Raw genomic sequence first — 26,997 nt, 5'->3', positions numbered from 1 at the left:
GGCGGCTAAAGAGCCCGGAACGGGGACGCCCCGCCGCTCACCGGTGGTTTACGATACCGGTAAAATCCGACCAGACGCGTGGGGGCGCGTGACTGCTCGGACAGTGCTTCCCAAGGTAAAAAGGGGCTGCCGGCCGCGGTGGCCCGGGCCAATTTGGTATGCCGTCCGCGGACGGGTACCATTGGACCTGCACGACAGGACTTGAGGCATCGATGGACCGACGAATTATTCCCCTGATCATGTGTGGCGGCGCGGGCACGCGGCTTTGGCCGGCATCACGCGAAGTGCATCCGAAGCAATTCCTGTCGCTGTTCGGGGCGCGCTCGACCTTCCAGGAGACGCTGCTGCGGGTCGCTGACGCCAGCCTGTTCGAGCGGCCCATCGTGATCACCAACGAGGCCTACCGCTTCATGGTGCTGGAGCAGCTCGCCGAGATCGGCCGCCAAGCCGACGTGCTGCTGGAGCCGATGCGCCGCGACTCCGGGCCCGCGATCGCGGCCGGTGCGGCGTTCGCGCAGAGCCGCGACAATGAGGCGATCGTGCTGGCGCTCGCCGCCGACCATCTGGTGCGCGATACGCCGGCCTTCGTCGCCGCGTGCCGTGGCGGATTGGTGGCCGCGGAAGCCGGTCGCATCGTGACGTTCGGCGTCAAGCCGGAGCGGCCCGCCACCGAATATGGCTACATCAACCCGGGCGAGGCGGTCGCCGGCGAGGTGCGCGCGGTGGCGAAATTCGTCGAGAAGCCGGACGCCTCGACGGCGGCAGGCTATATCGATGCGGGCTATCTCTGGAACAGCGGCAACTTCATGTTCCGCGCCGGCGTGCTGCTCGACGAGTATCGCAACGTCGATGCGGACAGCATTGCCTCGGTGGAGCAGTCGGTTGCATCGGCGGCGCGCGATCTCGGCTTCGTCAAGCTCGATGCGCCGGCGTTCGGCTCGGCAAAGGCGATCTCGATCGACTACGCCGTCATGGAGAAGACGTCCCTTGCCGCGGTGGTGCCGGTGGCGTGCGGCTGGTCCGACATCGGCTCGTGGCGCCAGGTCTGGGAGCTGTCCGACAAGGACGGCCTCGGCAACGCGGCGCGCGGCACCGCGGTGTTCGAGGATTCCCGCAATTGCAACGTCTCGACCGACCGGGCGCTGGTTGCGCTCGAGGGCGTCGACGACCTCGTCGTGGTCGCGACCCAGGACGCCGTGCTGGTGTCACGCCAGAAGGACGCCAACGGGCTGAAGCGGCTGGTCGCGAAATTGAAGGTGTCCGCACCCGCGGTGACCGAGAACCATATCAAGGTGCACCGTCCCTGGGGCTCCTATCAGTCGGTCGACAATGGCGACCGCCACCAGGTCAAGCGCATCGTCGTCAAGCCGGGCGGGCGGCTGTCGTTGCAGAAGCACCATCACCGCTCCGAGCACTGGATCGTCGTGCGCGGGACCGCGCAGGTCACCGTCAACGAGTTGATCAAGACGGTGCACGAGAACGAATCGATCTACATCCCGATCGGCGCGGTGCATCGGCTGGAGAATCCCGGCAAGATTCAGCTCGAGTTGATCGAGGTGCAGACCGGCAGCTATCTCGGCGAGGACGACATCATTCGCATCGAGGACGACTATCAGCGCACCTGAGGGAGCGGGTTCCCGCGCGAATCATCGGGCGCGGAACGATGTAACTCTTTGAATCAAAACGTGTCCGGATTTCGTTGTTGGCATTCGCCACATTTGTGACGCCGTGCTATAGCGGCTCCCGACGAAGCGGGGTGATTTGCGCCAGAGGCGCAGATCGGGAAGAGGGGCCTAGGTGCTGATTCCCACGGAGCCGGTGTGGCTCCCTGAGGAGCCGGGACAACCGCCAGAACGTTACTTGGGGTCTACGATATGAATGCAAAATTGTCCGCAGCCGGCGCGAAGGCCGACATCGGCCGCGCATTGCGCGTCGGCGTGATCGGCGCCGGCGTGATGGGCAGCAACCATGCCCGTGTGCTGGCTGGACTGCCCGGGGTGGTGTTGATCGGTATCGTCGATCCGCTGCCGGAGCACCGCACGCGCGCCATCGAGCTAGTCGGTTGCCGCGCCTTTGAGAGCCTCGATCAGTTGCTCGCCGAGGGCATCGATGCGGTGACCATCGCAGCCCCCACCCATCTGCATCACGAGATCGCGCTCGCCTGCATCGCGCGCAACATCCACATCCTGGTCGAGAAGCCGGTCGCATCCACGGTCGAAGAGGGCCGCGAGATCGTCGCCGCCGCCGAGCGGGCCGGCGTCACGCTGATGGTCGGCCATGTCGAGCGTTTCAATCCGGCGGTCGCGGCGATCAAGCAGGCGATCTCGGGTGAGGACATCCTGTCGATCGGCATCACCCGGGTCGGCCCGTTCCCGCCGCGGATGTCCAATGTCGGCGTCGTGATTGATCTCGCCGTGCACGACATCGACCTGATCCGCTGGTTTACCGAGTCCGATATCGTCGAGGTGCAGCCGCAGCTCTCGAGCGCGGTCGCCGAGCGCGAGGACATCGCGCTGCTGCAATTCCGCACCGCGTCCGGCGTGCTCGCCCACATCAACACCAACTGGCTGACGCCGTTCAAGGCGCGCAACGTCACGGTCGCGACCCGCGGCAAATATGTGATGGGCGACCTGCTCACGCGCCAGGTCACCGAATGCTTCGGCTTCAAGCCGGACGGCAGCTACTCGATGCGTCATCTGCCGGTCGGTCACGACGAGCCGTTGCGCGCCGAACTGATCGCCTTCCTCGATGCCGTGCGCAGCGGCAAGCTGCCGGCAGTGTCCGGCGACGAGGGCGTGGCGAGCCTCGAGATCGCGATCCGCTGCCTGGAATCGCCGGCGCGGCCTGCCGCCTCGACGATCCGCAAGGGGCCGCGCCGCATCGCCGGCTGATTGTCTTCACCGGCTGATCGTCATTCATTCAACACCTGCAAAGAGCTTCCATGAACCAGCATATGCAGCTTGAGCCCATTCCCTTCATCGATATCGCCGCGCAGCGCCGGCGGCTCGGCAAGTCGGTCGATGACGCGGTGGCCCGCGTGCTCGACCATTGCCAGTTCATCAACGGCCCGGAAGTCACCGCGCTGGAGAAGGCGCTGGCGGACTATACCGGCGCCAAGCATGTGGTGAGCTGCGCCAGCGGCACCGACGCGCTGCTGATGGTCCTGATGGCCAAGAATGTCGGACCGGGCGACGCGGTGCTGTGCCCGACGTTCACCTTCTGCGCGACCGGCGAGGTCGTGACCCTGACCGGCGCCACGCCGGTGTTCGTCGATGTCGACGAGGAGACCTTCAACATCGACATCAACTCGCTGAAGCGCGGTGTCGCGACGGCGCGCTCGCGCGGGCTGAAGCCGGTCGCCGTGATCCCGGTCGACCTGTTCGGTCAGAGCGCCGATCACGATGCGATCAGCGCGGTTGCCGAGGCCGAGGGCCTTTTTGTCCTGGATGACGCCGCGCAGGGCTTTGGCGCCACCTACAAGAACCGCAAGCTCGGCACCTTCGGACTCGCGACCGGCACTAGCTTCTTCCCGGCGAAGCCGCTCGGCTGTTTCGGCGACGGCGGCGCGATCTTCACCGATGACGCAGAACTCGCCGCCACGCTGCGCAGCATCCGCGTCCACGGCCAGGGCTCGGACAAGTACGACAACGTCCGGCTCGGCCTCACGGCGCGGCTCGACACCATGCAGGCGGCGATCCTGCTCGAGAAGCTGAAGATCTTCGACGACGAGATCGCAGCACGCAACAAGGTCGCGGAGCGCTATTCGCGCGCGCTCGGCAACCTCGTCGCCGTGCCGCGCCTCGCGCCGGGCTGCACCTCGGTGTGGGCGCAGTACACCATTCGCCTGTCCGAGGGCATCGACCGCGACGCCTTCGCGGCGGCGCTGAAGGCGCAGGGCGTCCCGACCATGATCTACTATCCGAAGTCGGTTCACCAGCAGACGGCGTACAGCCACTATCCGGTTGCCGACGGCGGCCTGCCGGTCAGCGAGCGCCTGTCAAAGGACGTCATCGCCCTGCCGATGCACCCCTATCTCGACGAGGCGACACAGGACCGCGTCATCGCGGCTGTGCGCAGCGCGCTACAGGCATGATCCCGAAAAGTGGTTTCCGGTTTTCGGGCTGGATCATGCCTAGATCGTTAACGTCCTGAATACGTCATTTTGACGTATGGTGATGATGCGCTAGAAGCAGCGCATGCTTGGGCGCATCTTCACCGTCGGCGGCTATACCCTGCTATCGCGGGTGACCGGGTTCGCGCGCGACATCATGCTCGCGGCGATTCTCGGCGCCGGGCCGGTGGCCGACGCCTTCTTCGTGGCGCTGCGGCTGCCCAATCATTTCCGTGCGATCTTTGCCGAAGGCGCCTTCAACGCCGCCTTCGTGCCGGCCTATGCCCATGTCCATGGCGAGCGCGGCGAGGCGTCGGCGCGGCTGTTCGCCGACCGCATCTTCACGCTGCTGTTCGCCTCGCAAGTGGTCCTGCTCGTGGTGGCGATGGCGTTCATGCCGCAGGCGATGAGCATCCTTGCGCCGGGCTTCACCGACGATGCCGCGCAGCGCAAGCTCGCGATCGAGCTGACGCGGATCACCTTTCCCTATCTGCTCTTGATCACGCTGGTAACGCTCTATGGCGGCATGCTCAACGTGATGCATCGCTTCGCCAGCGCCGCCGCAGCGCCGATCTTCCTCAACCTCGCCATGATGATGACGCTGGCGCTTGCCGCGTTCTTCCCGAGCGCCGGCCATGCCGCGGCCTGGGGCGTGCTGATCTCGGGCTTCCTGCAATTTGCCCTGCTCGCCGGCGACCTCGCGCGCCATGGCGGCCTGCCGCGTTTCGCGCCGCTCAAGCTCGACGAGGATGTCCGCGCCTTCTTCCGTGCGCTGGGCCCGGCGACGCTGGGCTCGATGGGAACGCAGGTCGCGCTGTTCGCCGACACCATCATCGCGACCTTCCTGCCCGCCGGCGCGCTGTCGGCGCTGTATTATGCCGACCGCCTCAACCAATTGCCGATCGGCGTGATCGGGATCGCGATCGGCACCGTGCTGCTGCCGGAGATGTCGCGCCGCCTGACCGCCGACGACCACGCCGGCGCGATGGCAGCGCAGCGCCGCGCCTTCGACTTCACGCTGCTGTTCTCGGTGCCGTTCGTGGCCGCGTTCCTGACGGTTGCCGATCCGATCATGCGCGCGATGTTTGCCCGCGGCGCGTTCTCGAAGGCCGATGCCGCAAGCGCCGGCGCCACGCTCGCGGCCTATGCGGTCGGCTTGATCCCGTTCGTGATGATCCGCAGCGCGGTCGCGACCTTCTATGCCCGCAAGGATACCGCAACGCCTGTCAAGGCGGCGCTGACCGGGGTCGCGGTCAACGTCGCGCTGAAGATCGCGCTGGTCGGCACGCTGGCGCAGGTCGGGCTCGCGCTCGCGACCGCGGTCGGGGCCTGGGTCAATCTGCTGCTGGTGCTGATGTTCGCGGTCCGCCGCGGCTATCTCGCGCTCGATCGCGCGCTGATTCGCTCATTCGCCACCTTTGCGCTGTGCGGCGTGCTGCTCGCGGTCGCGCTGTGGCTGACCTCGCATTTCGCGGTGGTGTGGTTCGCGCCGATGAAGATCTTCCGCGACGAAATGATCCTGCTGCTGCTGATGGTGGTCGGCGTCTTCGTCTACGCCTTCCTGATCCTCACGCTGTTCGGCCGCGGCTGGCTGTTCGCGCTGCGGCGCGTATAGTTTTACCTGTCAAATCAAATGCATAGGAACGGGCTGTGCGATAGCGCCGCGCGCGACCGAAAGCGGTTTGCGCTTCGCCGACAACCACGCCAATATGCGCAAAACACACCAAGGCAATTGGAGAGACGATGGCAGCTCCCATCAAATTCGGCGTCGGACAAAGTGTGCGGCGCAAGGAGGACGACGCTCTGATTCGCGGCAAGGGCCGCTACACCGACGACGTCGCACCGTCTCCCGCATTGCACGCGCTGATGCTGCGCTCGCCGCATGCGCACGCGACCTACACGATCGATGCCGGCAAGGCCCGCGGCATGCCCGGCGTGGCGTTGATCCTGACCGCGGCCGATGTCGCCGAGCTCGGCGGCCTGCCGTGCCTGTTCAATCTCGAGACCGATCCGTTCATCGCGCCGCCTTATCCGATCCTCGCCAGGGATGAAGTGCGCCATGTCGGCGACGCCGTGGCCTTCGTGGTCGCCGACACCGTCGATCATGCCCGTGACGCGATCGAGGCGATCGACGTCAAGTGGACGCCGTTGCCGGCGGTGGCGGGTCTCGTCAATGCGGTGAAGAAGGACGCGCCGCAGGTCTGGCCCGACAAGCCCGGCAACGTGCTGTTCGACGTCTCGATCGGCGACAAGGGCGCCGCCGAGGCTGCGTTCGCCAAGGCGCATGCGGTGGCGGAGATCACCATCGTCAATCCGCGCGTCATTACCAACTTCATGGAGACGCGGGCCGCGGTCGCCGAATACGACGCCAAGAAGGACCATCTGACGCTGACGATCGGCAGCCAGGGCAGCCACCGCCTGCGCGAGATCCTCTGCGACATGATCCTGAAGATGCCGAAGGAGAACATGCGGGTGATCTGCCCGGATGTCGGCGGCGGCTTCGGCACCAAGCTGTTTCCCTATCGCGAGTATGCGTTGATCGCGGTCGCAGCGCGCAAGCTCAAGAAGTCGGTGAAATGGACCGCCGAGCGCTCCGACCATTTCATGGGCGACGCGCAGGGCCGCGACAACCTCACCACCGCGAAGATGGCGCTCGCCGAGGACGGCAAATTCCTCGGCATGGATGTCGACCTGATGGGCGACATGGGCGCCTATCTCTCGACCTTCGCACCCTATATCCCGCATGGCGGCGCCGGCATGCTGCCGGGCCTCTACGACATCCAGGCCTTCCACTGCCGCGTCCGTACCGTGTTCACCAACACGGTGCCGGTCGATGCCTATCGCGGCGCCGGCCGCCCGGAGGCGGCCTACGTCATCGAGCGCCTCGTCGATGCAGCCGCGCGCAAACTCGGAATGACGCCGGATGCCATCCGGCGCAAGAACTTCATCCCGCCGAAGTCGCTGCCCTACACGACCGCGACCGGCAAAGTCTACGACTCCGGTGATTTCGTCGCGCATATGAAGCGCGCGATGGAGATCGCCAACTGGAAGGAGTTCGGCAAGCGCGCCAAGGCCGCCAAGAAGGACGGCCTGGTGCGGGGCATCGGCATGGCGAGCTATGTCGAGGTCTGCGGCACCATGGGCGAGGAGACCGCCAATGTGGCGCTCGATCCCAATGGCGACATCTCGATCCTGATCGGCACGCAGTCGAGCGGGCAGGGCCACCAGACCGCCTATGCGCAGATCGTCGCCGAGCAGTTCGGCGTACCGCCTGAGCGCGTCCACGTGCTGCAGGGCGACACCGACAAGATCGCGACCGGGCTCGGCACCGGCGGCTCGGCATCGATCCCGTCCGGCGGCGTCAGCGTGCAGCGCGCGACGCACGATCTCGGCAACAAGCTGAAGGAGCTCGCGGCGCAGGCCTTGGAAGCCGGCACCGGCGACCTCGAAATTGCCGACGGCCGCATCCGCATCGCCGGCACCGACCGCTCGGTCAGCTTCGCCGATCTCGCCAAGCGTCCCGGTGGCGATACGTCGAAGATGAATGCGAGCGCGACCTTCGCCAGCGCCGACGGCACCTATCCGAACGGCACGCATCTCGCCGAGGTCGAGATCGATCCCTCAACCGGCATCATCAAGATCGTCAGCTACGTCATCGTCGACGATTTCGGCGTCACGCTGAACCCGCTGATGCTCGCCGGCCAGGTTCATGGCGGCGCGATGCAGGGCATCGGGCAGGCGCTGATGGAGCAGGCGGTCTACAGCCAGACCGACGGTCAGCTCGTCACCGGCACCTTCATGGATTATGCGATGCCGCGCGCTTCGGACGGTCCGTCCTTCGTGTTCGAGACCAACAACGTTCCCTGCAAGACGAACCCGCTCGGCGTGAAGGGCGCGGGCGAGGCCGGCGCGATCGGCTCCTGCCCGGCGGTCGTCAACGCGATCGTCGAGGGGCTGCATCGCGAATACGGCATCGACCACATCGACATGCCGGCGACGCCCGAGCGGGTCTGGATCGCGATCCGCGAGGCGCAGCGCCGCCATACTCTCTGATAAATTGTCGCAGGCGGAATGAAGATTCCGCCTGCGGTGTTTGCAAACCAGGCCGGCCGCGTACCTGCGGTCCGGGACACAGCAGGATTGAGGGGTTTTGCCGATGAAGCGGATTGTCATCGTTGCTGCGATGCTTGCGTTGAGTGCGGGGGCTGTGGTGGCCGACCAGAATCAGGTCAAGCAGACCCAGGCCCAGATGAAGGAAACCGGCAAGAACGCGGGCGCCATCGCCGCCATGCTCAAGGGCGAGAAGCCCTACGACCAGGCAACCGTCGATGCCGCGCTGGCGAGGTTCGAAGACACCGCCAAGAAGCTTCCGACGCTGTTCCCGGAGAGCAGCAAGGGTATCAAGCTGGAGGGCGACTACTCCACCTCGCCGAAGATCTGGGAAGACAAGGCCGGTTTCGAGCAGCACATCGCGAGCTACGCCAAGGCGGTCGCCGACACCAAGGGCAAGGTCAAGGATATCGATACGCTGAAGGCGGAAATGCCGCCGCTGTTCAAGCAATGCGGCGGCTGCCACGAGACCTACCGCCTCAAGAAGGGCTGATCGCCATTCGGGCAACGAGAAGGGCGGACGCTGCGAGGCGTCCGCCCTTCGTTCGTGTCGGCCGTTTCTTGTTGCAGTGTTTTACTTCGTGACCTCGTTACTTCGTGACCTGGCCGCGGATCTCGCCGCCCGGATTGGCCGCGGTGTGGACGTTGACATAGTACTTGCCGGCCAGCAGGTCGGCGGCCTGCGCGTCGGTCAGCGTGGCGCTGCCCTCGACCGGGCTCGACGTCGCGTTTGGGATCGCGACCGCGACGCCGGAATTCTTGCCGGCTTCGGCGGGGCCGTGGAAATGCGCGGCGGTGGCGGGACCCGAAAGGCCGGAATAGGTCAGCTTCCAGCTGAGCTTCTTGCTGGCGGCATCGTAGTCGATGTCGGCGGTGCCGGTCCCGGCGCTGGTGTTCGCCGGCACTTCGGATTTGCCGTCCAGCTTGGCGTGCAGCTTTTCGGCAAGTGCCGGGCCCGCGAACGCAATCGCGGCGCCGAGTGTCAGCGTAGCAAGCAAGGTCTTGTTGGACATGGTTCTCTCCCCTTTGACGTCACACGATGGTTGCAGTCTTCAAACAGCGGCTTTTTGGATTTATTCCCGAAATGATCGTGGGTGCGGCAAATTTGATGCGAGCTTGTGCGACCGGTTGCCATCATACTGGTCGATGAGCTGACGCGACCAATGACGGATCGGTGAATGTTGCGACGAATTCTCCTCCTGGCCGGCCTGGCCGGATTAATCGGCTTCGGCGTGTTCTGGTGGTTGACGATCCCCGCAACCGTCGCTGCGAGCGCGCTGCCGGCCTACCAGCCTGACCTGGCCAACGGCCTCACAACGTTCAATGCGGGGGGATGTTCCTCCTGCCATGCGGTGCCGAAGCAGGACGATCGCACCAGGCTGGGCGGCGGGCTTGCGATACCGTCGCCGTTCGGCACGTTCTACGCGCCGAACATCTCGCCGGACCCGAACGACGGCATCGGCCGCTGGAGCGAGGCCGATTTTGTGACCGCGGTCATGAAGGGCACCTCGCCGTCGGGGACGCACTATTTCCCGGCATTTCCCTACACGTCCTACCAGCACGCCAGGGTCAACGACGTGCGCGACCTGTTCGCCTATCTGAAGACCCTGCCGCCGGTCGCCGGCAAGGTGCGCGACCACGATGTGCCGTTTCCGTTCAACATCAGGCGCAATGTCGGCGTCTGGAAATTCCTGTTCATGAACGGCAAGCCGTTCGTCGCGGATGCGAGCCGCTCGGCGCATTGGTATCGCGGCGCCTATCTCGTCAACAGCTTCGGCCATTGCGCCGAGTGTCACAGCCCGCGGAATTTCCTCGGCGGCATCATCAGCACGCAGCGCTTCGCCGGCGGCCCGAATCCGGAGGGCGAGGGCTGGGTGCCCAACATCACGCCGAGGGGGATCGCGGACTGGAGCGCCAAGGATATCGTCTATTTCCTCGAGAGCGGCCAGACGCCGGACGGCGACAGCGCCGGCGGATCGATGGTGCGCGTGATCCGCAACACCTCGCAGCTCTCGGATTCCGATCGCGACGCGATCGCCGAGTACATCAAGTCGCTGCCGCCGGTCGAGGGGCCGCCGAAGCCGACGCGCAAGGCGGAGAAGAAGGATCCTTCCTGACTGCGGCGGATGATGCCTGCTGTCTGCGATGCTAGGTTATCTGCGATGCCTGGCTATCTGCGCTGCTTTGCCCGCTATCCGCGCCACGCACTGGCGGCAATGAACATCAAGCCGCCGGCAATCGCGAGGTCCTTGAAGAATAGCGTTCGTTCCACCTTGTCGGCGAGGTCGAGGTGAAATCCGAACGCGGTCGCGAGGCAAAACAGCGCGAGCGCGCCGGCAGCAAGTGACGACTGCCAGCCGATCAGCAACGCAAGGCCCGCACCAAGCTCGAGCGCGATGACCAGCGGCAGCAGCAAGCCGGGAACGTGGTGTGCCGCCATGTGGTCGAGGAACGGCTTGGGGCCGGCGATCTTGGCTGCGCCGGCAAGGATGAACAGCAACGCGAGTAGGCTTCGTCCGGCTATCGTGACCATCGTGATCGGCATCGGGGGATCCTCCGGGCTTGTTATTGGCTGTTGCGAGCGTGGATGCCGGCCTGTGAAGCGAACAGGACGGCGGACAGGATGAAGGCAAAGACGAAGAAGATCGTACGTCCCAGGACCAGTGCCTTCGCCTGCTCCACCGGCGTGACCGAAATCAGGACCCCGAACGGGATGTAGCACCACAACACCACCGCGATGGTCCTGCCGAGCCTGCCGAACTGCAGGAAGCCGAGCGAGAACAGCAGGACTGCGAAATAGCTGGCGTGAAACTTGACCTGCGAGGCGATCATCTGTAGCTCGCCGTCGGCCGGTGACAACGGCAATCCGTTCTGGATCGCATGCACCATGGTCATGATGTGGTGGTTCTCGACGCAATCGAGGAAAACCGTGAGCATCATGGCGGCGAGCGCGATGCCCAGCACATAGGGGTCCATGATGGTGCGCAGCCGGGCGGCCAGCACGGCGAAGAATGCGCCGTAGAAGATCATGAAGAGATTATCGAGCCCGAGATTGAGCCGCAGACCGAGCGGCACGAGCGGGGTTCCCAGATGCGCGCCATAGCTTTCGGCGGAGCGGGCGGTCTGGAAGAAGTCCTGCGAACCCCTGGTGGTGAGGATACCGACCACCATGGCGGCGACGGTCAATGCCGCGAGCGTCGCCAGAATCGCGAGCGTACGGTCCAATCCTCTGAACTGCATGATATAGCTACTCCGTGCGCGTCCAGCCGACTCGTTGGGTTACAAATATCAACTGCTATCTGAAAATAGATATCAGATGATATTTGAAAATCAATTGGTATTTGTAAATTCGGGAGCCCGATCCGTTGCCCAGGTTGAATCGCGAGGAAAGTCAGGCGCGTACGAAGAATCTCCTGATCGAGGCGGCGCGCGAGGAGATCATCAAGAAGGGGTTTGCGCAGGCCTCGGTACGCGACATCGCCGACGCAGCCGGATTTTCGCAGGGCGCGTTCTATTCGAACTTTCCCGACAAGGAGGCGATCCTTCTGGAACTGGTGCAACGGCACCAATCCGAGGAGCGTGCAAAAATCGAAAGCGTATTGGGCCAGGCCTCCAGCGAGCCTGCGAAGGTGATGGCCGGCCTCGAAAAATGGGCCGCCACCGCCAATTCGGATCCGGGCTTTGCCGTGCTGGCGATCGAGCTGCAATTGCAGGCGTTGCGCAGCCCGACTTTTGCGCAAGGCTATAACGAACTCAACCGCAAGCACCGCCGTGCCCTGGGCGTGCTGGTGACGCGGCTGTTCGAATTGCTAGGCAAGCAGGCGCCCGCCGATCCCGTCGAGATCGCCACCGGCTTCATCGCCTTGGGGCGCGGCATGGCGCTGTTGTCGCGGGTCGGCGAAGTGAATCGCAGCGGCCGGATCGTGGTCACGTTCCTGAAGGCGTTGATCGACTCGGCGCCTTCAGCCTAGAGCATGATCCGGAAAAGTGCGCAGCGGTTTTCCGACAAGATCATGCTCAAACAAGAATCTAAAGCGCGCGCCTCGCGAGCCGGGCACGTATGCAGCTCGATGTCCTACTTCGCGCCGAACGCCTTGAAGGTGATGATGGTGAGGGTGTCCTGGATGCCCGGGATCACCTGAACCTTCTCGTTGATGAAATGCCCGATGTCGGTGTCGTGGTCGACATAGAACTTGACCAGCAGATCGTAATTGCCCGCGGTGGAGTAGATCTCGGAGGCAATCTCGGCTTCCGCCAGCGCGTTGGCGACGGTGTAGGACTGGCCGAGCTTGCATTTGATCTGGACGAAGAAAGGAACCATCAAAGTCGTCTCCGGGGATTTGGCCGACTATAGGCCAAAAACCGGCGGCCAAGGCAAGGGGACAAGACGAGGAAAGGCAGCGCCAACTCGCGGTAAAGTCAGGCGAACTTGCTGCCGCCGGGCGGCCGGGCTAGGACAGGCCATGGTGTCGTTCGTGACAGTCTCATTCGTTTCAACCGCCGGTGCCGCAACATGACGCCGGTCGCGCTCACCATTGCCGGCTCGGATTCCTCGGGCGGGGCGGGCATCCAGGCCGACCTCAAGAGCTTTGCCGCGCTCGGGGTCTATGGCGCCTCCGCCATCACCGCGCTGACCGCGCAGAACACCACGGGGGTCAGCGGCATCCATCCGGTGCCGGCTGCATTCGTCACCGCGCAGATCGATGCGGTGTTCGCCGACCTCGACGTCGGCGCGGTCAAGATCGGCATGGTGGCGCAGGCCGAGACCATCGCCGCGATCGCCGATGGGCTGACGCGCTGGACGCCGCGCCACGTCGTGCTCGACCCGGTGATGGTCGCGACCTCGGGCGACCGGTTGCTCGCCGCCGAGGCCGTCGACGCGCTGAAGGCCCAGCTGTTTCCGCTGGCCTCGCTGCTCACGCCGAACCTGCCGGAAGCGGCGGCGCTGCTGAACGAGCCGGTCGCCTCGAGCGAGGCCGACGTCGAACGGCAGGGCAAGCGGTTGCTGGCGCTGGGATGCCGCGCGGTGCTGGTCAAGGGCGGCCACGGCCACGGTGCCGAGAGCACCGATTATCTCATCGACGCCGAGCGCAGCATCGCGCTCGCAGCGCCGCGCATCGCGACATCAAACACGCACGGCACCGGCTGTTCGCTGTCGTCGGCGATCGCGGCAGGGCTCGCGAAAGGCGAGGCGATGGAGACCGCGGTGCGCAACGCCAAGGCCTGGATCTCTGACGCGATCGCCGCCGCCGATCGCTTCGCGGTCGGCCACGGCCACGGGCCGGTGCATCACTTCCACAAGTACTACTGAAGCGCTGAAGCCGCGTTGTTCCACCGCGATATGCAGCAACACACGCCTGTTGCGCACAGCCGCAAGCACTGATGTCGCCAGATTGTCGCATGCGGCTGTTATCCGCAGGGCAGGGGCGCGCTGCTGATTCTCGTTAACTCTTTGTGGAGCCTCAGGTCGCGGGGATCGTCATCGCCTTGTCACAGGAATCTGTTAGGTGCACAGGCATGGGAAGTGACTCCTTGAGTGAAGAAAGCCCCGAGCGGCGCTTTCGCACTTTGTTTATCTCCGATGTCCATCTCGGAGCCCGCGGTTCGCAAGCCGACCGCCTGTTGGACTTCCTCCGCTCTCACGATGCCGACACGATCTACCTGGTTGGTGATATCGTCGACGGCTGGGCGCTGAAGTCGAACTGGTACTGGCCGCAGACCCACAACGATTTCGTGCAGAAGATGCTGCGCAAGGCGCGCAAGGGCGCCAAGGTGATCTACGTCCCGGGCAACCACGACGAGTTCCTGCGCAAATATTACGGCACGCATTTCGGCGGCATCGACGTGGTGGAGAACACCATTCACACCGGCGCCGACGGCAAGCGCTATCTCATCATCCACGGCGACATCTTCGATCTCGTGGTGCAGAACGCGCGCTGGCTCGCCCATCTTGGCGACAAGGCCTACGACTTCGCGATCCAGATGAATCGCTTCGTCAACTTCTTCCGCAAGATGTTCGGCGTTCCCTACTGGTCGCTGTCGCAATGGGCCAAGCTGAAGGTCAAGAAGGCGGTGAACTATATCGGCGCGTTCGAGGCGACGCTGGCCGGCGAGGCACGGCGCCACGGCTGCGACGGCGTGATCTGCGGTCACATCCACTACGCGACGATTCATGACGAGCACGGCATCCGCTACATGAATTGCGGCGACTGGGTGGAGAGCTGCACCGCGCTCGCCGAGCACGAGGACGGCCATTTCGAGATCATCACCTGGACCGACCCGGTACGCCGGATCGCGCCAGTTCCGCGAGTGACGGCACGCGCTGCATGACGCATATCCTGGTCGCGACCGATGCGTGGCATCCCCAGGTCAACGGGGTTGTCCGCACGCTGACCATGATGGCACAGGCGGCGCAATCGCTCGGCGTCGAGGTGAGCTTCCTGACGCCGGACGAGTTCCGTACCTTCGCGATGCCGAGCTATCGCGATCTCCGCCTGGCGTTGCCGTACCACGCCAAGGTCAAGAGCCTGATCGAGGCGGCCAGGCCCGACAGCATCCATATCGCGACCGAAGGCCCGATCGGGCTTGCGGTCCGCCGCTACTGCCGCAAGCACGGCCTGCCGTTCACGACGAGCTTCCACACCCGCTTCCCTGAATACGTCTCGGCCCGGACGCCGGTCCCGGAGGCCTGGGTTTGGCGGGCGCTGCGCTGGTTCCACCGGCCGAGCCGGGCGGTGATGGCGGCGACCCCGGCGCTGGCGGCCGAGCTGCGCCAGCGCGGCTTCCGCAACGTGGTGCTGTGGTCGCGCGGCGTCGACACCGCGCTGTTCCACCCGCGCGACGTCGATCTCTGCCTGCCGCAGCCGGTCTATCTCAGCGTCGGCCGGGTGGCGGTGGAGAAGAACCTCGAGGCCTTCCTCGATCTCGATCTGCCCGGCACCAAGGTCGTGGTCGGCGACGGCCCAGCGCGCGCGGCGCTGGAGCGGAAATATCCGGATGCCGTCTTCCTCGGCGCCCGCCATGGGGAAGAATTGGCTGAAATCTATGCTGCGGCCGATGTGTTCGTTTTCCCCAGCCGCACCGATACGTTTGGTTTGGTGCTGCTCGAAGCGCTGGCCAGCGGCCTGCCGGTTGCCGCTTTTCCGGTCACCGGCCCCCGCGACGTGATCGGCGCGGCACCGGTCGGCGTGCTCGACGAGGATTTGCACCACGCCTGCCTGGAGGCGCTCAGCATTCCGCGGCAGGCCTGCGTCGATTTCGCCGCGCTCCACACCTGGCAGGCCTCGGCCCGGGTGTTCATCGACCGCTGCATGAATGTCCGCCCTGCCGCGCCCGATGGCGAGGGGGAAATGTTCGAATTCGGTGCCGAGGAGCACCATTTTGCGGTCCTGCCGGCGCCTCAGCCAAACTCACACTGACTTGTTTTGACGCGTTTTCTTGACGCGAACCGGTGCCCACTTCGCTCGAAAACGCTATGAAGCGTCTTGCCGGGCTGCGGCCCGCCGCGATACAAATCGCGGATGACGGACACCGTTCTAAATCCACCCGTCGCTGCCGCGGACATCGATGCCGCCGCAAGGGTGGTCGCGCCGTTCGCGGTGCGCACGCCGCTCCTGACCTTCCCCGTTCTCAACGAACGCGTCGGCAGCCGGGTCTTCCTCAAGCCCGAGATGTTGCAGCGAACCGGATCGTTCAAGTTCCGCGGCGCCTTCAACAAGCTCGCCTCCATCCCGCAGGACAAGCGGAGCGGCGGCGTCGTGGCGTTCTCCTCGGGCAACCACGCCCAGGGCGTCGCCGCGGCGGCGAAGATCCTCAACATGCAGGCGACCATCGTGATGCCTGCGGACTCGCCGCTCACCAAGCGTGAGCGGACCAAGTCCTACGGCGCCGAAGTCGTGCTGTACGATCGCGATCGCGATGACCGCGCGGCGATCGCCAGCGGCATCGCCAGCAAGCGCGGCGCGACCCTGGTGCCTCCCTATGACGATCCCCTGGTGATCGCGGGCCAGGGCACCGCCGGCCGCGAGATCGCCGAGGACATGGCGGCCCTCGGGCTCACGCCCGACATCGTCGTCGCGCCGGCGTCAGGCGGCGGATTGATCGCCGGTGTCGCCACCGCGGTGAAGGCGAAATATCCGCAGGCCCAGGTGATCGTCGCCGAGCCCGCGGGCTATGACGATCATGCCTTGTCACTCAAGGTCGGACATCGCGAGGCGCATGCGGTGGCGCCGCGCACGATCTGCGATGCGCTGATGGCGATGATGCCGGGTGAACTCACCTTCGCCATCAACAGCAAGCTGCTCGCAAACGGTGTTAGCGCATCCGACGAAGAGGTTGGCGCGGCTGTTGCTTTTGCCTATCGCGAGCTCAAGCTCGTGGTCGAGCCGGGCGGCGCGATCGGTCTCGCCGCGCTGCTGGCCGGACGGATCGACGCCAGGGACAAGAACGTCGTCATCGTGCTCTCCGGCGGCAATGTCGACGCCGATTTGTTCGCGAAGCTCGTCGCCTGAGGCCGGCATTTTTTTCACAATATGCGGGGGGCAGGGCGGTGGCCGCTCTGCCCCGTTCCGTTGCCGTGTCCCGTCTATTCCGTAGCCGAGCGCCAGCGCCGCTGTTTCTCGCGATTGCCGCAGTTTTTCATGCTGCACCACTGTCGCCGGTGCGCCTTGCTGGTATCGATGAAGTAGACTTCGCAGTCGGCCGCGCCACATTTGCGGATACGCCCGTGGTCTGCGGATAGCAGCAAATCCTCGATTGCCAGGGCGCACGCATGCAGCGGCATCTCCTGAGAGGCGGGCAGCCTCCAACCCGACACGATGGCGCCTGATCGTCCGGTCGCCGTGAACGCTCTGGCGGCGTGTGCCCGGCGCACTTCCGCGGCGATCGCATCCAGCGGGTTCTGCGGTACGGGCAGCCCGTCGTGGATTGCGGCAAGGATGGCGTACAGCTGTTCCCTGAGATCGCGAACGCGCCGTACGACGCGTGTGCAAGCGGGCCCGCCGAACGATCGCAACCGCTTCGCCGCGGAAGCCTCGATCAGTCCAGCCAACTCAGCGAAATTCAGCAAATCGCCATAGCCAGCCAGCATCTCGATCGGTGTGTCGAACGGCCGCTCGTCCAGCGTGTTGACGAGGTCCAGGGCAGGGTGACCTCCGCTCCAATCGAACGGATTGCTTCGTCCCGGCGCTCTCGATCTTGCCTGCGATACGGTCATAACCCATAATAGCATTTATAAAGGTTATGTACATCCGCTGCCAAGGGTGACCACAGCCATGTCGGGCGAACGCGACGCCAGCCAGTATTTTCAGGGCGCGCTGTGCGGTCTCGCGGCCGTGAGCATTTGGTCGGGGTGGATCGTCGTCGCGCGCCTTGGCCTTCGGACGAGCCTCACCCCCTGGGATATTGCGGCTTTGCGCTTCGGCGTTGCCGGCATTCTGCTGTTGCCCTACGTGGTGAAGACCGGACTGGCATTCGATCGTCTCGGCTGGGCCGGACTGGGGGCTATTGTGCTGGGTGGCGCCGGCCCGGTCTTGCTCGCCAACTCGGGCCTTCGGTTCGCTCCGGCCGCGCATGCCGGCGCACTCTTCCCGGGTGTGATGCCCTTGATGGTGGCGTTACTCGCGGCAGCGGTCTTGAAGGAGGCGTTCACCGCGGCAAAAAAGGTTGGTTTCGCGCTCATTCTGCCGGGCGTGTTCGCCATTGCGTGGGGATCCGGCGGTGAGTTGGGATCGCTGCAGAATGTCGGTCATGGGCTGTTACTCTGCGCCGCACTGGCATGGGCCTTCTACACGGTCGCGATGCGACGAGCCCGTCTTGATGGCTTGCATGCTGCAGCCATATCCGCCGTCGGCTCCATGATCCTCTATCTGCCCGTCTACATGCTCTTACCTGGAAGAACGCTTGCGGCAGCGCCGTGGAGCGATGTCGCCCTGCAGGCTGTCGTGCAGGGCCTGTTCACCGCAATCCTCTCGCTGCTTCTCTATGGGCGAGCCGTCTGTATCCTCGGCGCTTCGAGCGGCGCGGCATTCGCGGCGCTCTGTCCCGCCATGACCGCGCTATTGGCGATTCCTGTGCTCGGCGAATGGCCCAGACCGTCCGACTGGGCGGCGATCGCTCTGATTTCGGCGGGGGTCTACATCGTCAGCGGCGGTCCGCTGCCGCGATCGGTCAATCGCGCTTTGCAGACGCGTCGCGCGAGCCAGGATTGATCCGACGGTTCAACGCCTGAAGCCGCCGCCATGATGGCTGCCGCCCATTCCGCCCAAGTGCGAGCCGGACGAAGTTGAGCGGAAGGCGGTGTGACCGCCGAACCTCTGCCGGTTGATTTGTGCGCTTTGCCGCTCGGCGTGGACATGCTGCCTGCCATTGCCCTTCATGATCGGGTTCGACGCGCTCTTGCCGGCATTGGCCGCGGGAAGGCTCGCGATCTTGCCGTTGCCGATGGCGGTCGGCATCCCAACCGGCTTCGTTCCGGGCGCGGGCATGGTCACGATCTTGCCGACGGTGCCTTGCACGCCGGCGTTGAGCGGACGGAAGACTGGACGGCTTGAGAGCCGCGTGAACTGCATCAGCGGCACCACCTTCGGCCGGGCTTGCAGCTTCAATGCCGACTGCGCGTACGGGCTCCCGGCGAAATTGTCGTGGAAGGTCTTGTAGGCGAACGGGGTGTTGGCAAGCACCGCCTTGTGCCAGGCCGCGACCTGCAACCAGTTGGTCAGCAGGAAGCGAATGCGGTCGCACAGCGGATCGCGCGGATAGAGCCGGATGAATTCCTCATAATAGTCCGGCCGGCCCTCCGACAGCACAAAATCATAGGCCTGGCGCACGGAGCGGTTCGGCAGGTTCGACGCCATCTGCACGATCGGCCCATTCGCCGGCGCGCGGGCCGACGCCGTCGCGGTGTCGCCGAAGAAATAGAAATCGGAAGTCAGCGACGAGCTCTCCCACGGCGTCTGCTTGCCGTCGGTCGTGTTGTTCACCTCGAGGCGAATGCGCTTGAACAACTGCTCGATCGGCAGATTGGGCTCGCGCGCCAGGCGCAGGAAGGCGTTGGTATAGGGGCTGTGGCCGTTGCTGCCGTCCTGCGCCTCCATGCCGGGCGCAGTCGAATAGCCGACGATCGAGCCGTTCGGCGCGTCGACGACGGCAAGGCCGCGGCCGGCATCGTTGACGTTGGGAAACGGGTTGTTGCGGCAGGCATCGAGCACCACGATGCGCATCCGGCTCGGGATGTTCTCGAGCGTGCCCATCACGTCGACGAGGCGCACCGAATGGCCGTCGAGATCGGCCGGGGTCGCGATCCTCGCATCGACCGGAATGAGATAATTCTCGCCGGCGAGCTGCACGCCATGGCCGGCGTAGTACACCATCGCGACGGTGTTGGGCCCGCGCGCCGCCACCTTGTCGGAAAAATCCTGCAGCACCTTCACCATGTCGCCCTGCCTGAGATCGGTCGCGGCGATCACCTCGAAGCCGGCCGCGTTCAACAGCTCGGCCATCGACTGCGCGTCATTGCCGGGATTGGCGAGTTTTGGCGCATTCTCATAGTTCGCATTGCCGATCACGAGCGCCACGCGCTGCTCGGGGCCGCGCAGTGCGGCCGGCATCGTCGCAGGCACCGTCGGTGAAGCGCCCTGGTCGATAGATTGTGCCGGCGTCTGCGTCGCATTGCCGACGGTGATGCCGCCGGTCTCGGCGAATCCCGAGCTGGGCACGCCAAGGCTCAACAGGCCGAGCAATGCGGCCAATATCATGATGGACTTCAGGCGGACCATGGAGCGCTCCCAGGCTGGCCCGGTGCGAGACCGGTCGCGGGGAGGCTAGGCGCGGACGCGGCCGCGGTACGTGAGCTGGGTCACGCTGCGGCGGCGGTCGATGTGAGGAGAATGCTCGGACCGCACCGCTTGTCATGCGCGGGCTTGACCCGCGCATCCATCACAAAAGGAGCTTTTTGATTGATGGATTGCCGGGTCAAGCCCGGCAATGACGAGAAGCGAACGCGTCGCGCCTACGAGAAGAACGCGATCTTCTCGGCCTGGGTCATACGGCGGATCGGCGCGAGCGGATCGTTGGCCGCGACGTTCGGCTTTTTCAGCAGTCCGCTGGCGATGATGGTCGAGCCGAGCGAGACCTCTGCCGCGGGTGCAGGGGTAGTTTCAACGGCGGGCGGGAGAGGCGGCGGCACGGGCGCTGGGGCTTCGGCAATCGCTGCCATCGCGACCGGCGCCATCGCGATCGGTGCCATAGCAACCGGCGCCGCGACGACCGGCGGCTCGATCCTGACTTCGATCTTGAGCGCGGGCGCCGGCGCAGGCTCGGGCTGAATGGCGGGCGCAGCTATTTCAGGCTCGGCTGCCATCGCCTCGGCGACGCGCATCGCCTCGGCGACGCGCATCTCCTCGGCGGCGCGGATTTCCTCGGCGATCGCTTCCTCGTCGACCGGATCGGGCGCGCCCATCTCCATCGCGATCAGGTCGAGCACCGCTTCGTCTTCCGCATCGGCGGTGGCCTCGTCGGTGACGCGGGCGAGTTCTGCGGCCTCGGCTTCGGCCAGCGCGGCCTCAGCCTTGAGCCAGGCCTCGTTCGGCTGCGGCGTTGCGGCCGCCTCAGGGGTCGGCGCTGCGGCCGGCGTCGCGGCTTCGGCGAGCGGCGCCGCTGCGGCCTCCTGAGGTGGCGCTGGCGGCGCGGCGGCCGTAGCAGCTTCGGCGGCAGTGTGATCGGCGGCAGCGCTTTCGGCCACCGGTGGCGGCGAGGGGGCTGCCGAAGGCGGCTCGGCCACCGGTGCCTCGGCCACATCTGGTTTGGCCGCTTGGGTCGCCGCCTTGTCCGGATCGAACTCGCTGAGGCGGCGGGCCAGCGTCGCGAAGGCGCTATCCAGCACGGCCCTGGCGTCGTCCATCGAGAGCTCGGCAGCACCGGTCTCGATCGCGCTGATCTGCGAATCGATGATGTCGCAGATCCGGCCGTCATTGCCGATCTCGCGCAGCCGCCAGGAGATTTCCCGGATCACCCGCACGCCCTTGCGCACCGGGGCAAGGCTTTGCTCGAAGCTGATGCCGTCGAGCGCTGACATGGCGGACGCCTGGCTGGCCTCGATCGTGCCGCGCAAGGCGGCAAGCGCCTGCGCCAGCTGCTCGTCCCGGATCGCGTCTGCGGCGGCCTGCCGCTGCGCGCTGAGGCTTTCCTCGATCCGCGCCACCGCATCGAGCACCATGCGGGTGTCCGCATTGCGGTTGCGCTTGGCGTATTCGCCGAGGAACCAGCGGCCCCGCGAGGTCTCCATGAAGGCCGCGCTGATCGCGGCATAGTCCTCCTCGCTCGGCAGGGCCGCGCGGGCGGATATCGGCGACAGGGCGAATGCTTCTTCGGCCATCACAATCTCTTCGCGCAAATCACTGCGCGTTACGCTAACGATCACCACGATATCGCGCGAATCGCAATTGAATTGATGTCTTCCGAATCACAAATCCCCATTGCAGCAAAAGTTGCATCGCGGCGATTCGCGCGCAGCCTTGCGGCATTCTATGCCACGCTGTTCGGGATGACCGGCGTTCACCTGCCGTTTTTCACGGTGTGGATGAAGGCGATCGGGATCGATGCCACCTGGATCGGCATCATCACGGCGGTGCCGCCGGTGACGCGCTTCACCGTGCTGCCGCTGGTCACTGCGGCTGCGGAACGGCGCCAGATGCTGCGCGGCGCGATCATCGCCACCGGCTTTGCGACGGCATTCGGCTTTGCCGTGATCGGCACCCAGCACCAGCCGCTCGTGCTGCTCGCGGTCTATGCGCTGACCTGCTGCGTCTGGACCCCGATGGTGCCGCTCACCGACGCCTATGCGCTGCGCGGCGTCAGGCAATTCGGTCTCAGCTATGGACCGCTGCGGCTGTGGGGCTCGGCCGCCTTCGCGGTCTGCGCACTCATCAGCGGGTTCCTGCTGCGCTATGTCGCGGAGGTCGATCTGATCTGGATCATCACGGCGGTCACTGTGCTCGGCGCGCTGGTCGGGCTGACGCTGCGGCCGCTGGGACGCCCAGTGACAGCGGCCACGCCGACGGCCGGCGCGCCGAAACTGCTGCGTAACCCCACCTTTCTCGCCATCATCGTGTCGTCGGCGCTGATCCAGGGCAGCCACGGCGCCTATTACATCTTCGCTTCGATTGCCTGGCAGCAGGCTGGCTTCAGCGGCCTGACCATTGCGGTGCTCTGGGTGCTCGGCGTGATCGCCGAGATCGTGCTGTTTGCATTGTCGCCGCGCTTCACGCTGCCGTCGGCGGTGCTGGTGATGATCGCAGCCGCCAGCGCGGTGGCGCGCTGGGCGATCACCGCGCAGGACCCTCCGCTTGCGGTGCTCGCCGTGGTCCAGCTCGGACACGGCTTAAGCTTCGGGCTGACGCAGGTCGGCATCATGGGTCTGATGGTGCATCACGTGCCGGTCCATGTGATGGCGCGCGCGCAGGGTTATCTCACCGCCTGCGGCGGCATCGTCGCGAGCACCACGGCGATCGTCAGCGGCATGGTCTATGCGCGCTTCGGGCTCGGCGTCTACGACATGATGGCCGCGATGGCGGCCACGGGCGGGCTCGTGATGTGGCTGGCGCGGAAGCGGCTAACCTTTTACCCCCAGAGCGCGGCCTCGGGCGGATAGACCAGGCTGCCCTCGTAGCGCAGGCCGTCGTCGCAGTCCTTTGCCAGCAGCAACGGACCGTCGAGATCGACGAAGCGGGCCTGTTGCGCGATCAGCATCGCCGGTGCCATCGCAAGCGAGGTCGCGACCATGCAGCCGATCATGATCTCGAAGCCGAGCGCGCGGGCTGCATCGGCCATTGCGAGCGCTTCGGTCAGCCCGCCGGTCTTGTCGAGCTTGATGTTGACGGCGTCGTAGCGGCCGCGCAGGCCCTCCAGCGAGGCGCGGTCATGCACGCTCTCGTCGGCGCAGACCGCAACCGGGCGCTGGATCCGCGAAAGCGCTGCGTCGTTGCCGGCCGGCAGCGGCTGCTCGATCAGCGTGACGCCGGCATCGGCGCAGGCTTTGAGGTTGGCGGCGAGATTGTCCTCGGTCCAGGCCTCATTGGCGTCGACGATCAGCTCGGAGCGAGGCGCCGCCTTGCGCACGGCGGCGATCCGTTCGCCGTCGCCATCGCCGCCGAGCTTGATCTTGAGCAGCGCGCGGTGTGCGGCCTTCGCCGTGGCCTCGGCCATCGCCTCTGATGTCCCGAGCGAGATCGTATAGGCGGTGGTACGGGGCTCCGGCGCGGGACGGCCGAGCAGGTTCCAGATCCGCTGACCGGCGCGCTTGGCCTCGAGGTCCGCCAGCGCGCAATCCAGCGCGTTGCGGGCGGCGCCGGCGGGCATCCGGGCTTGCAGAGCGATGCGGTCCATCCCGCCGGCGAGCGGCTCCTGCATCGCCCGGATCGCGTGCAGCGTCGCCTCCGGGGTTTCGCCGTAGCGCGGGTAGGGCACGCATTCGCCGCGGCCAATGAGGCCGCTTTGGCTCACTTCGGCGACCACCACGACGGCCTCGGTCTTGGCGCCGCGGCTGATCGTGAAGGTGCCCGCGATCGGCCAGCGCTCGATCCGGCAGGTCAGGGAAATTGCTCCGGGAGGGGTGGAAGTCATTTTAAAGTCTACTATTTCCTGAACCGTAGCTTGCGAGGCGCAACCAACTATGGCTGGTTAGCGACAGATTCGACAAGCCGATCCGGCAAGCCGCCGGAGATCTGCATGAGCGGCGGCCAGCCGGCTTGAGGGGTAGGCAAAAGGTGAGCGGCGACCCGACACTGGAGCGGATAGCCCAAGGCGAAGGACTGGCGTTGTGCGCGGCGGGCAACTGGACGGCGCGCTTTGCCCCTGCGCTCGAGCGGATCGTCTCCGACGCCGAGAAGCTGCGCGGCAGCCGGCCCCACATCTTCATCGACGTGTCGCAGGTCGCGAGCCTCGACACCTTCGGCGCCTGGCTGATCGAGCGGCTGCGCCGCAGCCTCAGCGACGCCAGCGCCGAAGCCGAGATCGCCGGCCTTTCCGCCAATTATTCCAGCCTGGTCGACGAGGTCCGCCGCGTCGGCCCGGCGCCCAGGGCCGCGAGCGAACCGCTGCTGATATCGGGCATGCTCGAGCAGATCGGGCGCACCGTGGCCGGGATCGGCGGCACCATCATCGGCCTGGTCGACATGCTCGGCGCGGTGCTGACCGCGGCCGCCAAGGTGCTGATCCATCCGCGCAGCTTCCGCTTCACCTCGACCGTGCATCACCTCGAGCAGGTCTGCTTGCGCGCGGTACCGATCGTGGTGCTGATCACCTTCCTGATCGGCTGCATCATCTCGCAGCAGGGTATCTTCCATTTCCGCAGGTTCGGCGCCGACATCTTCGTCGTCGACATGCTGGGCGTGCTGGTGCTGCGCGAGATCGGCGTGCTCCTGGTCGCGATCATGGTCGCGGGTCGCTCCGGCTCGGCCTATACCGCCGAGCTCGGCTCGATGAAGATGCGCGAGGAGATCGACGCGCTGCGCACCATGGGTTTTGATCCGATCGAGGTCCTGATCCTGCCGCGCATGCTGGCGCTGGTATTGGCGCTGCCGATCCTGGCCTTCCTCGGCGCGATGGCCGCGCTCTATGGCGGCGGCCTGGTGGCCTGGCTCTATGGCGGCGTCGATCCGGAGGCCTTCCTGCTCCGCCTTCGTGATGCCATATCGATCGACCATTTCATCGTCGGCATGGTCAAGGCGCCGGTGATGGCGGCCGTGATCGGCATCGTCGCCTGCGTCGAGGGGCTGGCGGTACAGGGTTCGGCGGAGTCGCTCGGACAGCACACCACCGCGTCGGTGGTGAAAGGGATCTTCTTCGTGATCGTGATGGACGGCGTGTTCGCGATCTTCTTCGCCTCGATCGGGATGTGATCATGGCGGAGCAGGACAACGACGCCATCATCCGGGTCCGCGACATCACCGTGCAATTCGGCAATACGCGCGTGCTCGACGGCCTCAACCTCGACGTCAAGCGCGGCGAGATCTTAGGCTTCGTCGGCCCGTCGGGCGCCGGCAAGTCGGTGCTCACGCGCACCATCATCGGCCTGGTGCCGAAGGTCTCCGGCCGCATCGAGGTGTTCGGCGTCGATCTCGACGCCGCGAACTCGTCGCAGCGCCGCGCCGTCGAGCGGCGCTGGGGCATCCTGTTCCAGCAGGGCGCGTTGTTCTCCTCGCTGACGGTGCGCCAGAACATCCAGTTTCCGGCGCGCGAATATCTGCGGGTCTCGCAGCGGCTGCTCGACGAGATCATGGTGGCGAAACTGGTGATGGTCGGCCTCAAGCCCGAGGTCGCCGATCGCTATCCGTCGGAACTGTCCGGCGGCATGATCAAGCGCGTCGCGCTGGCGCGCGCGCTCGCGCTCGATCCGGAGCTCGTGTTTCTCGACGAGCCGACATCGGGCCTCGATCCGATCGGCGCCGGCGATTTCGACGAGCTGGTGCGCACCCTGCAGCGCACTTTGGGGCTGACCGTTTTCATGGTAACCCACGACCTCGACAGCCTTTACACCGCGTGCGACCGTATCGCCGTTTTAGGGAACGGTAAGATCATTGCTGCAGGATCGATCGCCGACATGAAGGCATCGCAGCATCCATGGCTGCAGCAATATTTCAACGGCAAGCGCGCCCGAGCCGTTGTGGCCTAGCCCATGATCCCGAAAAATGGAGCCGGTTTTCCGACGAGATCATGCGCCAACAGGAAATTCGACGGGCTCACGCGCAGACTGGCTGCGCGAGGGCCCAACAGTGATGAACGCGAGTAATTGATGGAAACGCGGGCGAACTACGTCTTGATCGGGGCTTTCACGCTGGCGGTGATCGCCGCCGCGTTCGGCTTCGTGCTGTGGTTCCAGAGCCTGCACACCACCAAGCAGCGCAGCCCGCTGCGGGTGATCTTCGAGGGGCCGGCGTCGGGCCTGCGCAACGGCGGCAATGTCAATTTCAACGGTATCCGGATAGGGGAGGTCGTCTCGGTCAAGCTCGACAACCCGCGGCGCGTGGTTGCGCTCGCGATGATCGAGAACAGCGCACCGCTGCGCAAGGACACCCTGGTCGGTCTCGAGTTCCAGGGGCTGACCGGTGTCGCCGCGATCTCGCTGAAGGGCGGCGAGGAGGCCGCCCCGCCGGTGCCGCTGGACGAGGACGGCATCCCGGTCCTGACCGCCGATCCCAACGCGCTACAGGACGTCACCGAGGCGATCCGCGCCACCCTGCAAAACGTCAACCGCATCGTCGCCGACAATCAGCAGTCGGTGAAGAATTCGCTGAAGAACCTCGAGGTCTTCACCGAGGCGCTGGCGCGCAATTCCGAGAAGATCGACAACGTCATGCTCAAGGTCGACGGCGTGATGGGCAAGGCCGACAATCTGATGCTGGGGCTCAATGCGATCGCCGGCGGCAACAATGGCAGCGAGCTGAATCTCATGGTCAAGTCGATCCGCGAACTCGCCGACAATGTCGACAAGCGGACCAATCTTCTGATCAACGACGGCCGCCGCACGCTGGCCGACATCAGCCGCGCGGTGAACAATTTCGACCGCAACCCGAGCCGGGTGATCTTCGGCGGCAGCAACAACGCCGCGCCCGAGCCCGCGCCGGCTCCGGCCGCAGCGCCAGGGCCGCGGCGGCGGCAGCAGTGACAGGCGAATGGCGAGTGACAAATAGCGAGTAGGGTTCGCTGCCTACACGACCGTCATTGCGAGCGAAGCGAAGCAATCCATCGCGCCGCGTACGCCGAGGAATGGATTGCTTCGT

General features: G+C 65.5%; 25 protein-coding genes. 17 read left to right on the top strand and 8 right to left on the bottom strand.

Translation table 11 applies throughout. The features are described 5' to 3' along the window. Positions 1-212: 212 nt before the first annotated feature. From BI327_RS06295 to BI327_RS06270, 6 genes are all read left to right on the top strand, one after another. Positions 213-1,625, top strand: a complete 1,413-nt coding sequence (locus BI327_RS06295) for a mannose-1-phosphate guanylyltransferase/mannose-6-phosphate isomerase (protein ID WP_076858839.1) — start codon at positions 213-215, stop codon at positions 1,623-1,625. A 249-nt stretch (positions 1,626-1,874) separates the two neighbouring features. Continuing rightward, complete coding sequence (locus tag BI327_RS06290; RefSeq protein ID WP_076858838.1) at positions 1,875-2,891, top strand: Gfo/Idh/MocA family protein; 1,017 nt, start codon at positions 1,875-1,877, stop codon at positions 2,889-2,891. 50 nt (positions 2,892-2,941) lie between these two features. Then, entirely contained in the window at positions 2,942-4,093 is a 1,152-nt protein-coding gene (locus tag BI327_RS06285) for a DegT/DnrJ/EryC1/StrS family aminotransferase (protein ID WP_076858837.1), read from the top strand. Between the two features lie 103 nt (positions 4,094-4,196). Next, positions 4,197-5,726: a murein biosynthesis integral membrane protein MurJ gene (gene murJ, locus BI327_RS06280; protein WP_076858836.1), complete on the top strand. Its 1,530-nt coding sequence runs from the start codon at positions 4,197-4,199 to the stop codon at positions 5,724-5,726. 128 nt (positions 5,727-5,854) lie between these two features. Beyond that, positions 5,855-8,164, top strand: coding sequence for a xanthine dehydrogenase family protein molybdopterin-binding subunit (locus BI327_RS06275; RefSeq protein WP_076858835.1), 2,310 nt, complete (start codon positions 5,855-5,857; stop codon positions 8,162-8,164). A gap of 103 nt (positions 8,165-8,267) precedes the next feature. Further along, positions 8,268-8,714 carry a c-type cytochrome gene (locus BI327_RS06270; RefSeq protein ID WP_076858834.1) on the top strand — a complete coding sequence of 149 codons (447 nt, stop codon included), beginning with the start codon at positions 8,268-8,270 and terminating at the stop codon, positions 8,712-8,714. 97 nt (positions 8,715-8,811) lie between these two features. Here the strand turns inward: BI327_RS06270 and BI327_RS06265 are convergent, their stop codons facing one another. Beyond that, positions 8,812-9,234 carry a CHRD domain-containing protein gene (locus BI327_RS06265; protein ID WP_076858833.1) on the bottom strand — a complete coding sequence of 141 codons (423 nt, stop codon included), beginning with the start codon at positions 9,232-9,234 and terminating at the stop codon, positions 8,812-8,814. A 165-nt stretch (positions 9,235-9,399) separates the two neighbouring features. Between BI327_RS06265 and BI327_RS06260 the strand changes: the two genes are divergently transcribed. After that, a complete protein-coding gene (locus BI327_RS06260; RefSeq protein ID WP_076858832.1) occupies positions 9,400-10,338 on the top strand; it encodes a c-type cytochrome in 939 nt (312 codons plus the stop codon). 74 nt (positions 10,339-10,412) lie between these two features. On the opposite strand, the gene BI327_RS06255 is transcribed toward BI327_RS06260, so the two are convergent. Together BI327_RS06255 and BI327_RS06250 are read right to left on the bottom strand one after the other, a co-directional pair. Beyond that, complete coding sequence (locus BI327_RS06255) at positions 10,413-10,766, bottom strand: DoxX family membrane protein (protein ID WP_089025387.1); 354 nt, start codon at positions 10,764-10,766, stop codon at positions 10,413-10,415. 20 nt (positions 10,767-10,786) lie between these two features. Further along, positions 10,787-11,461 carry a hypothetical protein gene (locus BI327_RS06250; RefSeq protein ID WP_143271540.1) on the bottom strand — a complete coding sequence of 225 codons (675 nt, stop codon included), beginning with the start codon at positions 11,459-11,461 and terminating at the stop codon, positions 10,787-10,789. Positions 11,462-11,586: 125 nt separating this feature from the next. On the opposite strand from BI327_RS06250, the gene BI327_RS06245 reads away from it, so the two are divergent. After that, positions 11,587-12,192 carry a TetR/AcrR family transcriptional regulator gene (locus tag BI327_RS06245; protein WP_076858830.1) on the top strand — a complete coding sequence of 202 codons (606 nt, stop codon included), beginning with the start codon at positions 11,587-11,589 and terminating at the stop codon, positions 12,190-12,192. A 104-nt stretch (positions 12,193-12,296) separates the two neighbouring features. On the opposite strand, the gene BI327_RS06240 is transcribed toward BI327_RS06245, so the two are convergent. Next, on the bottom strand, positions 12,297-12,542 hold the full coding sequence (locus tag BI327_RS06240; protein ID WP_016845986.1) for an Lrp/AsnC ligand binding domain-containing protein: 246 nt from the start codon (positions 12,540-12,542) through the stop codon (positions 12,297-12,299). A 192-nt stretch (positions 12,543-12,734) separates the two neighbouring features. Between BI327_RS06240 and thiD the strand changes: the two genes are divergently transcribed. The 4 genes from thiD to BI327_RS06220 all read left to right on the top strand — a co-directional run bounded on the left by thiD (position 12,735) and on the right by BI327_RS06220 (position 16,731). Then, positions 12,735-13,532 (top strand): bifunctional hydroxymethylpyrimidine kinase/phosphomethylpyrimidine kinase, encoded by a 798-nt coding sequence (gene thiD, locus BI327_RS06235; RefSeq protein WP_076858829.1) that lies wholly within the window; start codon positions 12,735-12,737, stop codon positions 13,530-13,532. A gap of 206 nt (positions 13,533-13,738) precedes the next feature. Continuing rightward, on the top strand, positions 13,739-14,551 hold the full coding sequence (locus BI327_RS06230; RefSeq protein WP_076858828.1) for a UDP-2,3-diacylglucosamine diphosphatase: 813 nt from the start codon (positions 13,739-13,741) through the stop codon (positions 14,549-14,551). Further along, positions 14,548-15,639, top strand: a complete 1,092-nt coding sequence (locus tag BI327_RS06225; protein ID WP_076858827.1) for a glycosyltransferase family 4 protein — start codon at positions 14,548-14,550, stop codon at positions 15,637-15,639. The genes BI327_RS06230 and BI327_RS06225 overlap by 4 nt, the downstream gene beginning before the upstream one ends. A 102-nt stretch (positions 15,640-15,741) precedes the next feature. Further along, on the top strand, positions 15,742-16,731 hold the full coding sequence (locus tag BI327_RS06220; RefSeq protein ID WP_076858826.1) for a threonine/serine dehydratase: 990 nt from the start codon (positions 15,742-15,744) through the stop codon (positions 16,729-16,731). 74 nt (positions 16,732-16,805) lie between these two features. Here BI327_RS06220 and BI327_RS06215 read toward each other — a convergent pair whose 3' ends face one another. Beyond that, positions 16,806-17,435 (bottom strand): CGNR zinc finger domain-containing protein, encoded by a 630-nt coding sequence (locus BI327_RS06215; protein ID WP_076858825.1) that lies wholly within the window; start codon positions 17,433-17,435, stop codon positions 16,806-16,808. Between the two features lie 58 nt (positions 17,436-17,493). On the opposite strand from BI327_RS06215, the gene BI327_RS06210 reads away from it, so the two are divergent. Continuing rightward, the gene (locus BI327_RS06210; RefSeq protein ID WP_076858824.1) at positions 17,494-18,429 is read left to right on the top strand and encodes a DMT family transporter; all 936 of its coding nucleotides are present in this window, start codon (positions 17,494-17,496) and stop codon (positions 18,427-18,429) included. A gap of 9 nt (positions 18,430-18,438) precedes the next feature. Here the strand turns inward: BI327_RS06210 and BI327_RS06205 are convergent, their stop codons facing one another. Both BI327_RS06205 and BI327_RS06200 read right to left on the bottom strand, forming a co-directional pair. After that, the gene (locus tag BI327_RS06205; RefSeq protein WP_174683028.1) at positions 18,439-19,995 is read right to left on the bottom strand and encodes a caspase family protein; all 1,557 of its coding nucleotides are present in this window, start codon (positions 19,993-19,995) and stop codon (positions 18,439-18,441) included. 233 nt (positions 19,996-20,228) lie between these two features. Then, positions 20,229-21,593, bottom strand: a complete 1,365-nt coding sequence (locus tag BI327_RS06200; protein ID WP_076858823.1) for a hypothetical protein — start codon at positions 21,591-21,593, stop codon at positions 20,229-20,231. Between the two features lie 75 nt (positions 21,594-21,668). On the opposite strand from BI327_RS06200, the gene BI327_RS06195 reads away from it, so the two are divergent. Continuing rightward, complete coding sequence (locus tag BI327_RS06195; RefSeq protein WP_076858822.1) at positions 21,669-22,868, top strand: MFS transporter; 1,200 nt, start codon at positions 21,669-21,671, stop codon at positions 22,866-22,868. On the opposite strand, the gene dgcA is transcribed toward BI327_RS06195, so the two are convergent. Then, on the bottom strand, positions 22,838-23,839 hold the full coding sequence (gene dgcA, locus BI327_RS06190; protein ID WP_076858821.1) for an N-acetyl-D-Glu racemase DgcA: 1,002 nt from the start codon (positions 23,837-23,839) through the stop codon (positions 22,838-22,840). The genes BI327_RS06195 and dgcA overlap by 31 nt on opposite strands. Before the next feature lie 143 nt (positions 23,840-23,982). Here dgcA and BI327_RS06185 point away from each other — a divergent pair, with 143 nt between their 5' ends. The 3 genes from BI327_RS06185 to BI327_RS06175 all read left to right on the top strand — a co-directional run bounded on the left by BI327_RS06185 (position 23,983) and on the right by BI327_RS06175 (position 26,882). Then, the gene (locus tag BI327_RS06185) at positions 23,983-25,116 is read left to right on the top strand and encodes an MlaE family ABC transporter permease (RefSeq protein ID WP_076858820.1); all 1,134 of its coding nucleotides are present in this window, start codon (positions 23,983-23,985) and stop codon (positions 25,114-25,116) included. 2 nt (positions 25,117-25,118) lie between these two features. Continuing rightward, entirely contained in the window at positions 25,119-25,889 is a 771-nt protein-coding gene (locus BI327_RS06180) for an ABC transporter ATP-binding protein (RefSeq protein WP_076858819.1), read from the top strand. Between the two features lie 120 nt (positions 25,890-26,009). After that, the gene (locus BI327_RS06175) at positions 26,010-26,882 is read left to right on the top strand and encodes an MlaD family protein (protein WP_076858818.1); all 873 of its coding nucleotides are present in this window, start codon (positions 26,010-26,012) and stop codon (positions 26,880-26,882) included. Positions 26,883-26,997: the final 115 nt, after the last annotated feature.

The organism is Bradyrhizobium mercantei, from assembly GCF_001982635.1.
Taxonomy (GTDB): domain Bacteria; phylum Pseudomonadota; class Alphaproteobacteria; order Rhizobiales; family Xanthobacteraceae; genus Bradyrhizobium; species Bradyrhizobium mercantei.
This window is presented reverse-complemented; position numbering and strand designations above follow the sequence as displayed.

What these genes read in the sequence shown, in the direction of transcription:
- BI327_RS06295 (WP_076858839.1), top strand. Translation starts at nt 213, where the DNA reads ATGGACCGACGAATTATTCCCCTGATCATGTGTGGCGGCGCGGGCACG.
- BI327_RS06290 (WP_076858838.1), top strand. Translation starts at nt 1,875, where the DNA reads ATGAATGCAAAATTGTCCGCAGCCGGCGCGAAGGCCGACATCGGCCGC.
- BI327_RS06240 (WP_016845986.1), bottom strand. Translation starts at nt 12,542, where the DNA reads ATGGTTCCTTTCTTCGTCCAGATCAAATGCAAGCTCGGCCAGTCCTAC.
- thiD (WP_076858829.1), top strand. Translation starts at nt 12,735, where the DNA reads ATGACGCCGGTCGCGCTCACCATTGCCGGCTCGGATTCCTCGGGCGGG.
- BI327_RS06180 (WP_076858819.1), top strand. Translation starts at nt 25,119, where the DNA reads ATGGCGGAGCAGGACAACGACGCCATCATCCGGGTCCGCGACATCACC.
- dgcA (WP_076858821.1), bottom strand. Translation starts at nt 23,839, where the DNA reads ATGACTTCCACCCCTCCCGGAGCAATTTCCCTGACCTGCCGGATCGAG.
- BI327_RS06250 (WP_143271540.1), bottom strand. Translation starts at nt 11,461, where the DNA reads ATGCAGTTCAGAGGATTGGACCGTACGCTCGCGATTCTGGCGACGCTC.
- BI327_RS06175 (WP_076858818.1), top strand. Translation starts at nt 26,010, where the DNA reads ATGGAAACGCGGGCGAACTACGTCTTGATCGGGGCTTTCACGCTGGCG.
- BI327_RS06230 (WP_076858828.1), top strand. Translation starts at nt 13,739, where the DNA reads ATGGGAAGTGACTCCTTGAGTGAAGAAAGCCCCGAGCGGCGCTTTCGC.
- BI327_RS06265 (WP_076858833.1), bottom strand. Translation starts at nt 9,234, where the DNA reads ATGTCCAACAAGACCTTGCTTGCTACGCTGACACTCGGCGCCGCGATT.
- murJ (WP_076858836.1), top strand. Translation starts at nt 4,197, where the DNA reads ATGCTTGGGCGCATCTTCACCGTCGGCGGCTATACCCTGCTATCGCGG.
- BI327_RS06205 (WP_174683028.1), bottom strand. Translation starts at nt 19,995, where the DNA reads ATGGTCCGCCTGAAGTCCATCATGATATTGGCCGCATTGCTCGGCCTG.
- BI327_RS06255 (WP_089025387.1), bottom strand. Translation starts at nt 10,766, where the DNA reads ATGCCGATCACGATGGTCACGATAGCCGGACGAAGCCTACTCGCGTTG.
- BI327_RS06220 (WP_076858826.1), top strand. Translation starts at nt 15,742, where the DNA reads ATGACGGACACCGTTCTAAATCCACCCGTCGCTGCCGCGGACATCGAT.
- BI327_RS06270 (WP_076858834.1), top strand. Translation starts at nt 8,268, where the DNA reads ATGAAGCGGATTGTCATCGTTGCTGCGATGCTTGCGTTGAGTGCGGGG.
- BI327_RS06215 (WP_076858825.1), bottom strand. Translation starts at nt 17,435, where the DNA reads ATGACCGTATCGCAGGCAAGATCGAGAGCGCCGGGACGAAGCAATCCG.
- BI327_RS06275 (WP_076858835.1), top strand. Translation starts at nt 5,855, where the DNA reads ATGGCAGCTCCCATCAAATTCGGCGTCGGACAAAGTGTGCGGCGCAAG.
- BI327_RS06225 (WP_076858827.1), top strand. Translation starts at nt 14,548, where the DNA reads ATGACGCATATCCTGGTCGCGACCGATGCGTGGCATCCCCAGGTCAAC.
- BI327_RS06285 (WP_076858837.1), top strand. Translation starts at nt 2,942, where the DNA reads ATGAACCAGCATATGCAGCTTGAGCCCATTCCCTTCATCGATATCGCC.
- BI327_RS06195 (WP_076858822.1), top strand. Translation starts at nt 21,669, where the DNA reads ATGTCTTCCGAATCACAAATCCCCATTGCAGCAAAAGTTGCATCGCGG.
- BI327_RS06260 (WP_076858832.1), top strand. Translation starts at nt 9,400, where the DNA reads ATGTTGCGACGAATTCTCCTCCTGGCCGGCCTGGCCGGATTAATCGGC.
- BI327_RS06210 (WP_076858824.1), top strand. Translation starts at nt 17,494, where the DNA reads ATGTCGGGCGAACGCGACGCCAGCCAGTATTTTCAGGGCGCGCTGTGC.
- BI327_RS06200 (WP_076858823.1), bottom strand. Translation starts at nt 21,593, where the DNA reads ATGGCCGAAGAAGCATTCGCCCTGTCGCCGATATCCGCCCGCGCGGCC.